The organism is Streptomyces sp. LS1784, from assembly GCF_020103755.1.
Taxonomy (GTDB): Bacteria; Actinomycetota; Actinomycetes; order Streptomycetales; family Streptomycetaceae; genus Kitasatospora.
The window spans coordinates 1-1,040 of sequence record NZ_JAHSQD010001131.1; the positions used below are offsets into that span (position 1 = coordinate 1).

Annotated in this window: 2 protein-coding genes and 1 pseudogene; all 3 read left to right on the forward strand. The window is 74.8% G+C overall.

Features of this window, described 5'->3' with window-relative positions:
• A pseudogene (locus tag KS423_RS46120) lies at positions 1–236 on the forward strand (ATP-binding protein); the annotation flags it as partial.
• Positions 237–445: 209 nt separating this feature from the next.
• Positions 446–667, forward strand: a complete 222-nt coding sequence (locus KS423_RS46125; protein WP_224285608.1) for a hypothetical protein — start codon at positions 446–448, stop codon at positions 665–667.
• 20 nt (positions 668–687) lie between these two features.
• A partial coding sequence (locus tag KS423_RS46130; RefSeq protein WP_224285609.1) for an amidase family protein occupies positions 688–1,040 on the forward strand: 353 nt, incomplete at its 3' end.

The following is a 1,040-nucleotide window of genomic DNA, read 5'->3' on the forward strand; positions in this document are numbered from 1 at the left end:
ACGGCCACCCGTACGACACCCACGTCCTGCCCTGCCGCCCCAGCACCCCCACCCTGCGCCCGGTCGACCTGGACACCCTCCCCGACCTCACCGCCGAGTCCGGCCGCGGCCTCTTCCTCATCCACGCCCTCACCGACCACGTCCAGCTCCGCAACCACCCCCTGCGCGGGGCGATCGTGAGCTTCGACAAGATCCTCAAGTGGCAGGACGGCGCCCTGCTCCGCGCGGCGTCCTGACCTTCTGCGTACCGGTCACGGCCGCGGCCGGCGGCCGGGAACACGACCTTGAGCAGCGAGCTCCGGTGGACGCCGCCGTGGCAGCGGTTGTCGACGGTGGGCATCGGGACCGGCGGCGTGCCCGGCGTTTCGCCGGGGGGATCCGAGCCCCTGAGCCTCCGGTTGCCGGGGGTGGGAGGGGGCCGGACGATGGGGGCATGATGCACCAGATGCGAGCGGAGTACGGCGCCGGCGGTGCGGCCGCGGAGGTGCGGCTGTGGCACATGGTCCGGGGCGACGCGGACGTCGCGATGTGCGGCCGGGAGCTCGATCCGGGGTCGCAGGTGCGGGAGGCGGTGGACTGGGGGAAGACCCCGGAGCTGTGCTGCCACACCTGCGGGGCGTACTTCCTGCGCGAGGCACCGTACCTGGCGGCCGAACACCACCCGTGAGCCGGTCTACTGTGACCGGCATGGAGGAACCCCTCGTCCGGCCGCGGCCGTTGACCGATGAGGCCGCCGGGCTGCGCGCCGGTGTGCCGGAACTGTCCGAGTACGTCGACCGGTTGTGCGCCCTGGTCGAACGGGTGGACCCGCTGATCCGCGCGTTCGTGCCGGAGCCCGGGCGGCACGAGCGGCTGCGGTCGCAGGCGCGGGAGGTGGCCGCGCGGTACCCGGAACCGGGCGGGCGGCCGCCGCTGTACGGGGTGGCGGTGGGCGTCAAGGACATCGTGCACGTGGACGGGCTGCCCACGCACGGCGGTTCGGCGCTGCCGCCCGGGGTGCTGGCCGGGCCGCAGGCCGTGGTGGTGGACCGGCTGCGGGC